The organism is Sphingopyxis sp. (assembly GCF_036402335.1).
Classification (GTDB): domain Bacteria; phylum Pseudomonadota; class Alphaproteobacteria; order Sphingomonadales; family Sphingomonadaceae; genus Sphingopyxis.
Map to the genome: position 1 here is coordinate 1 of NZ_DASWTD010000624.1, position 7,888 is coordinate 7,888.

Sequence of the window (7,888 nt, forward strand, 5' to 3'; positions counted from 1 at the left end):
CTTCGCCCCGCCGCGCCGCGAAGCGGGATAATCGGCGAGGCTGCGATAGCGGAAGCCTTCCGCCGCGCCCTCCTTGTAGGTGATGACGTCGGCGGTGTGGTTGGCGATGATGTCCATATAGACCTTCATGCCGCGCGCATGCGCCGCGTCGACGAAGACCTTGAACTCGGCATTGGTGCCGAAATGCGGGTCGACCTGCGTGAAGTCGGTGACCCAATAGCCGTGATAGCCGGCACTCTCGTCACCCTTCGGTCCCTGCACCGGCTTGTTCTTGAAGATCGGCGCGAACCAGATCGCGGTCGTCCCCATGCCCTGGATATAGTCGAGCCGCTTCGTGAGGCCTGCCAAGTCGCCGCCGTGGAAAAAGCCCTTGGCGGTGGGGTCGTAGCCGGTCGCGAGCCGGTCGCCTTTCAGCCCGCCGCGGTCGTTCTTCGAATCGCCGTTCTCGAAACGGTCGGGAAGGACGAAATAGATGATCTCGTCCTCGGGCCGCCGCTGGCGATAATCGTCGGCCGGCACGGTCGCGGGCGCAGCGCCCGCCAGGCTCAGCGCGACGATCGATGCGAACAGGCTCATGCGGGCACTCCTGCCGCGCAATGCTGCGCGATGAAATCCTCGTGGGTGGGCAGATGCGACGCGGTGCGCGCGACGATCGTTTCGATGTCGGCGAAAAAGCCCGCCAGTTCGCCGTGCGTGAGCAGGTCGGCCATCGGATGATAGCTGCCGGGCATGATATTCTGGCCCGTCAGCACCTGGAACCAGCCGATTTCGATGAACAGTTCGTCGCCCTCGCGCACGATCTGGCCCTGACTCTGGAAAAGCCCGATCTTGCGCGCCAGCGTTTCGGGAATGCCCATTTCGCGGCAGCGGATCCAGAAGGGCGAGTCGGTGCGCTGGTTTGCGTGATAATGGAGAATGACGAAGTCGCGGATGCGCTCGTAGTCGAAACGGACACGCCGGTTATAGGCATCGATATTGGCGGCATCGAAATCGCGACCCGGAAAATGCGCGAGCAGCTTGGCGATGCCGTTCTGGATCAGGTGGATGCTCGTCGATTCGAGCGGCTCGAGGAAACCCGAGGCGAGACCCAGCGCGACGACATTGCCATTCCATGCACGCTTCCGCATGCCCGTCAGGAAACGCAGCGTTCGCGGCTCGGCAAGCATCGGCCCCTCGATATTGTCGAGCAAGGTTGCGGTCGCTTCGTCCTCGCTGATGAAGTCGCTGCAAAAGACATGGCCGTTGCCCGTGCGGTGCTGGAGCGGGATGCGCCATTGCCAGCCCGCCTTGTGCGCGATCGCCTGCGTATAGGGCCGCGCCGGGCCCGAATTTTCGCTCGGCACCGCGATCGCGCGGTCGCAGGGAACCCAGTGCGTCCAGTCCTCGAACCCGGTTTCGAGCGCTTCCTCGATCAGCAGCGCGCGAAAGCCCGAGCAGTCGATGAAGAGCTCGCCACCGATTTCCTCGCCATTTTCCAGCACGACCGCTTCGACATGACCGCTTTCGCCGTTCCGCCGGACGCTGGCGATCTTGCCCTCGGTCCGCACGACGCCCGCGCGTTCGGCGATCTTGCGCAGATAAGCGGCATAAAGCGCGGCGTCGAAATGAAAGGCATAGGCAATGCCGTCGAGGCTCGTGTTCGGAATCTGCGGCAGCCGCGCGAACCGGTCCTGACGCGCCGCGATTTCATTGAGCGAATAGTCGCCGAGCGGCCCCGCGACGCCGTCGTTCCGGCCGCGGAGCCAATATTGCGCGAACTGCAACATCCCGAGGCTGCGTCCGATCTGCCCGAAAGCATGCATATAGACGTCGCCGATCCTGCCCCAGTCGTGGAACTGGATGCCAAGCTTGAACGTCCCGCCAGTTTCGCGAATGAACTCATTCTCGTCGATGCCGATCAGCGCGTTGAACAGGCGGATCGCCGGGATCGTCGCCTCGCCGACGCCGACCGTGCCGATCTCGTCGCTTTCGACCAGCCGGATCGACAGATTGTCCATCGTGCGTGACAGCGCCGCGGCGGCCATCCAGCCCGCCGTTCCGCCCCCGACGATCACTATTTTCGTGATGCGTCTATCGCTCACGCTGCCCGTTTCCTCTCGTCCGGCGCCGCCAAGCGACGGTCCGTTCCGCGACGGGCGGGCCGAGCCTGCCGCCCGGCCCGCGCATCATGTCAGAACTTGTATGTGATACCGGCCATGAAGTTGCGACCGTAATTCTGATAGTCGCGGATCTGGCGCGGGTCGTTGTTGTAATAGGTCACGAAAGGCTCGTTCGTGAGGTTCGATGCCTGGAGCAGGATGCCGAGCCCTTCGAGCGTGCCGCTCTGGAAGGTATAGCCGACCTGCGCATCGACGACGAACTCGCTCTTGGCCATGAACACGTCGCGAGCGAGGCTGAGGGTGGAAACCTCCGCCAGGAACTTCGAGCGATAGCGGCCCGACGCGCGCACCTGGAAACCGTCCTTTTCGAAATAGGCGGTTCCGTTGATGACCCATTTCGAGAGGCCGGGCATCGAAATCGGGTCGGGCCCGGTCTCGCGCACGCGGCTCTTGGTATAAGAGGCGCTACCGAGCACGCCGAAGCCGTCGAGCGCCTGCGTGAAGGTCGCGAACGGCAGCGAGAGCGATGCTTCGGCGCCATAGACGCGGCCGGCATTCCCGTTCAGCCACTGCCGGCTGACCCCGGCGCGTGTACCGACCGACCCGCCGTCGGGAACCTCGAACTGCGAGAAGTCGAACGGGTTGACCTGACGATAGATGTAATTTTCGAGATATTTATAGAAGCCGCCGAGCGAGACATAGCCGCCCTGGCCGAAATATTTCTCGAGCCCGACATCGATCGTATCGGCCATCAGCGGGCGCAGCTTCGCATTGCCGAGGTCGAGCGACCAGGGCGAGTCGGCGGGATTGGTATTGTTGCGTTTCGTCACATCGAAATTGACGCCGCCGCCGGGCTTCAGCTGATCCATGCGCGCCCGCGCCAGCACACGCGCCGCGCCGAAGCGCAGGAAGGTGTTGTCGGCAAACTCGACCGTCAGATTCAGGCTTGGCAGGATGTCGGTATATTTGTCACCGTCGGTGATCGGGGTCGACTGGGTGACGCCGCCGACGACCTGCGCATAGAAGCTGGACCCCGTCTGGTCCGAATGCACGATCTGGACGCCGACATTGCCGCGGATCGGAGTGCTTCCCGCATCGGCGTTGAAATTCGCCTGCACGAAGCCGGTCAGCACCTTTTCGTGGATCGTGTAATCGTTGAAGACGCGCGCCGGGTCGAAGCCCGCCCCGTCGGTGAGCGTATAATTGCCGTCGTTATAGAAACGCCAGCTGTCGAACGCGACCATGCCGGGGATGCCGATGAAATCGAGCGACACCGGGTCGTAGAGATAATCGGCGGGCACCGGCGTATTCGCCGGGTAATTCTCGCTCGTCAGCACGAAGCCGCGATCGTCGAGGCTCTTCTTGCGGTCCGAATAATTGGCGCCGACGCGCACGCTGCTGATCACGCCGCCCAGTTCCTGCGTCGCCTGCACGCGCAGCGATTTCAGCTCGTCCTTGACCCGCGGCGTGTTGACGAAACCGTCCTGACAATTGGGCACTGAACCCCCGCAGCTGTTCCAGCCCTGCGGATCGGTGATCACGAACAGGTCGGGATCGGCATAGTCGAGCGAGGGGTCGAACATGATGCCGCCTTTGGGGCGCATCTCGAAACCGAGCGCGGTTTCGCGCGCGCCGACCCCCGGACCGCGACCGGTGCCGAGATAGATTTCGAGATTTTCCTCGGTCTTCTTGATCCGCGAATAGCCGAGATCGAGTTCGAGCGTCAGCTTGTCATTGGGCTTGAACTGGGTGTTCCAGCCGCCGGCGATGATCGTCGAGTTGCGATGGACGACGTCGTTGCGCATCACCGCTTCGGTGCCGGTCCAGACGCCCTTGGTCACCAGGCCGTTCTCGATCGTAAAGCCCGGCTGCAGCGTCGAATTGCCCCATGCCAGCGGGAATTCGATGCCGCGCAGGCGCTGCTCGTCGCGAAACTTTGACCAGTAACCGTCGATCGTCGTGTGGAACTTGTCGCTGGGTTCCCATTCGACGACCGCCATCACGCCGTCGCGCTTCAGCTCGTTCGACTTCACATAGGGCTTGGCGCCGCCGATGATGAAGGCGGTGTTCGTCCCGTCGGTTGCCTCGGGATAGCCCCAGGCATTGAACCGCTCTTCGGCGGTCGGCGACTGCATGCGCGCATAGCCGATCGCCCAGCCGAGCGTGCCGTCGGCATTCTGGTCGATATAGGAGATATTGGCGCGATAGCCCTTGTTCGAGATATCGGGATTAAGCTTGCCGAGATCGTTGACCTCGAAGCGGGCACCGGCGGCAATGGCGCGCTTGCCATAGGCGAGCGGGCGCACCGTCCGCATGTCGATCGTGCCGCCGAGCGCCTGCCCGATCAGCGACGCGTCGGGGGTCTTGTAGACGATCGCGCCGTTCAGCAGTTCGGACGGATATTGGTCGAGCTCGACGCCGCGGTTGTTGCTCGCCGAGACCTGCTCGCGGCCGTTGAGCAAGGTCGTGGTGAAATCGGGTGCGAGGCCGCGGATCGACACGACATTGGCGCGCCCGTCGAGGCGCTGCGTCGCAAGGCCCGGCAGGCGCGACAGCGATTCGGCGATCGACAGGTCGGGCAGCTTGCCGATGTCCTCGGCCGAGACGACTTCGACGATCGACGTGTTCGCCTTCTTCGCCTGCACCGAATTGTTGATCGCACCGCGAATGCCGCTGACGACGATTTCGCCTTCGACCGGCGCCTCGTCGCCGGGTGCGGTCGTATCCTGCGCCATCGCGGCGCCGGGCAGCAAAGCGGTCAAGGCAACACCGAACGCGATGGCGCTGGCACCGCGACGAAGGCTGATGGATCTGGTCATTAGAAAGTCCCCTGCTGCGACGGGCGGCCTGACCCGGGCGACAGCAAAAGGGGGCGGCAATCGTGCCGCGCGACATCCTCTCGCTGAAGCCCCGGGTTTTCCCGTCGACCCGCCGCAATTGGAACCAATCGGCGGGCGCGGCCAGTGGGTATACGTATACGCATATTATGCGTAGGGCGGATCTGTCGCCGAAATGTCACGCTTTCACGGCCCGATCCGCGGTTTTCGGCCGATGCAAATTCTTGGCAGCGACCGGGCCGATCGCTAGTCTCGGGCCAGACGACAGCGACAAGGCCGCTGCGGCAGGGAGAGAGACATGGGCCGCCAGCCCTCGGCCAAGCCGACGAGTTTCGACATCGCTTACCTCGCAGGCGTCTCGCAGCCCACGGTGTCGCGCGCGCTTCGCGGCAGCAAGTCTGTGAGCGCCGCAACCCGCGCCAATATCGAACGCATCGCGCGCGAGCTCAATTATACCGTCGACAAGAACGCCTCGAGCCTGCGTTCACAGCGCACCCACACGCTCGCGCTGCTCTTCTTCGAAGACCCGACGCCCGACGAATCGATGATCAATCCCTTCTTCCTGTCGATGCTGGGGTCGATCACCCGCGAATGCGCGCTGCGCGGATACGACCTGCTGATCAGCTTCCAGCAGATGCACAACGACTGGCACGTCGCCTATCAGGACAGCCACCGGTCCGACGGGATCATCCTGCTTGGGTATGGCGATTACCAGCTCTATCTCACCAAGCTCGAGCATCTGGTCGAGATGGGAACGAAATTCGTGCGCTGGGGGTCGGTGTCCGAGGAAGGCATCGGGCTGACCGTCGGGTCGGACAATGTGGGTGCCGGCGAACAGGCCGGCGCGCATCTGGTCGAGATCGGACGCCGGAATATCGCCTTCCTCGGCGACGCATCGGACCATGCTCCCGAATTTCAGGACCGCTACGACGGGCTTTGCCGCGCGATGCGGGCGGCGGGTATCGAGCCCGATCCCGCCTTGCAGCGCGACGCAGTGTCCTCGGAGGATTCGGGCTATGCCGCTGCGAGGTCGCTGATCGAAAACGGCAAACCCTTCGACGCCATTTTCGCAGCAAGCGACCTGATCGCGATCGGCGCGATGCGCGCGCTGACCGAGGCCGGGCTCAAGCTGCCCCACGATGTCGCAATCATCGGTTTCGACGACATTCCCGCCGCCAGCCTGACCTCGCCGACGCTGACGACGGTGATGCAGGATATGAAGGGCGCGGGCACGCTGCTCGTCGACGCGCTGCTCAGCCGCATCGAGGGTCGGCCGGTCGACCAGCGAATGTTGCCCGCGCGGCTGATCAAGCGGCAGAGCACCGCCGTGTAGACGGTGACGAGGGTTTTGGGGTGGGAAGCTGCCGCTGCCGCTGCAACATTGTCCAAAGGTCAGTAAAGTTCAGCCTTGTGCGCCGTTCCATTTGACCCTGCCGGGTGCTGGAAGCGCCCGGCCCTGACCGTTTGCCCACACCGGCCGGCAAACGCTTTTATCCATCCGATGAAAGAGCCGGGATGAAGGTTGGCATGGGCGGATAATGTAGGAAAGGCCTTTTTTCCGGGCGTCCGATTTGGGGTGGTGAGTTGTCCCTTGCGCACCCCGGCGAAAGCCGGGGTCCATGGCGTCAGAAGGCTGGCATTGCGCGATTACGCTCTGGGCCCCGGCTTTCGCCGGGGTGCACATCCCTATCGGCAGCCACCGGTCGAAACCCGACCCTCTACGTATTCGTATACCTAGCCGCGCCGCGCTTGCCCTCCTGTGCCGGGGCTGCAACACCCGGCGCGACGAGAGCCGCGAGCGGCGGCCCCAAGGGGAGACGCGTGATGGACAAGCCGAAGCAGGGCTTTGCCGGCCTGTGGAATATCAGTTTCGGCTTTTTCGGCATCCAGATCGGCTTCGCGCTGCAGAATGCCAATATGAGCCGCATCTTCCAGTCGCTCGGCGAGGATATCGAGAAGCTTCCCGGTCTCTGGATCGCTGCGCCGCTCACCGGGCTGCTCGTCCAGCCGATCATCGGCCATATGAGCGACCGCACCTGGCTCGGCCGGCTTGGCCGTCGCCGCCCCTATTTCCTCGCCGGTGCCATCCTCGCTGCGATCGCGCTGTTCGTGATGCCCGAAAGCCCGGCGATCTGGTTCGCGGCGATGATGCTGTGGATCCTCGACGCCTCGCTCAACATCTCGATGGAGCCGTTCCGCGCCTTCGTCGGCGACATGCTGCGGCGCGACCAGCACAGCGTCGGCTATGCCGTGCAGACCGCCTTCATCGGCGCGGGCGCGGTCGTCGGATCGCTCTTCCCCACGCTGATGGAGGTGATGGGCGTCGCCAATGTCGCGCCGCCGGGGCAGATTCCCGACACCGTGCGCTATGCTTTCTGGTTCGGCGGGCTCGCGCTGTTCCTGTCGGTGCTGTGGACCGTCGTCACGACGCGCGAATATGACCCCGCCGAAATGGCGTCCTATGAGGAGCGCGGCGGCACGGCGGACGCCCCTCCGGTCCGCGCGCTCGCGGCGCACAGCTATCGCAGCAGCTGCGTCTGGATTGCCGCCGGCATCGCCATACTCATTGTCCAGATCGAGCTCGCATTGCTCCGTGAGGTACTGCTGCTCGGCACACTCCTGATCGGCTATGGTCTCGCGAGCCTGCTCGCGATCGCGCTCGCCCGGGCAGGCAGCGAAAAGAACATGCTCTCCAGCATCGTCGGCGACTTCGCGGGGATGCCCGAATTGATGAAGCGGCTCGCGCTCGTCCAGTTCTTCAGCTGGTCGGCGCTGTTCATCATGTGGATCAACACGACACCGATCGTCGCGCAATATCATTTCGGATCGACCGATGCCGCGAGCGCGGCCTATCAGGCGGCCGCCAATTGGGTCGGCGAGCTCTTCGCCATCTACAACGCCGTCGCCGCGGTCGCGGCGCTGACCCTGCTCCCCTGGCTGTCGAAACGCATC

5 protein-coding genes are annotated in these 7,888 nt (G+C 63.9%); 2 read left to right on the forward strand and 3 right to left on the reverse strand.

The genetic code is table 11. The features are described from left to right. The 3 genes from VGD20_RS20040 to VGD20_RS20050 form a co-directional block, all read right to left on the reverse strand. Window positions 1-576, reverse strand: a 576-nt coding sequence (locus VGD20_RS20040; RefSeq protein WP_331136137.1) for an alpha-amylase family glycosyl hydrolase, incomplete at its 3' end; no start/stop codon positions are given. Beyond that, window positions 573-2,081 carry a tryptophan halogenase family protein gene (locus tag VGD20_RS20045; RefSeq protein ID WP_331136138.1) on the reverse strand — a complete coding sequence of 503 codons (1,509 nt, stop codon included), beginning with the start codon at window positions 2,079-2,081 and terminating at the stop codon, window positions 573-575. The genes VGD20_RS20040 and VGD20_RS20045, both read right to left, overlap by 4 nt. An 89-nt stretch (window positions 2,082-2,170) precedes the next feature. Beyond that, window positions 2,171-4,918 carry a TonB-dependent receptor gene (locus VGD20_RS20050; RefSeq protein ID WP_331136139.1) on the reverse strand — a complete coding sequence of 916 codons (2,748 nt, stop codon included), beginning with the start codon at window positions 4,916-4,918 and terminating at the stop codon, window positions 2,171-2,173. Window positions 4,919-5,234: 316 nt separating this feature from the next. Between VGD20_RS20050 and VGD20_RS20055 the strand changes: the two genes are divergently transcribed. Further along, complete coding sequence (locus VGD20_RS20055; protein WP_331136140.1) at window positions 5,235-6,269, forward strand: LacI family DNA-binding transcriptional regulator; 1,035 nt, start codon at window positions 5,235-5,237, stop codon at window positions 6,267-6,269. 491 nt (window positions 6,270-6,760) lie between these two features. Then, window positions 6,761-7,888: MFS transporter (locus VGD20_RS20060; RefSeq protein ID WP_331136141.1), on the forward strand; the 1,128-nt coding region annotated here is incomplete at its 3' end.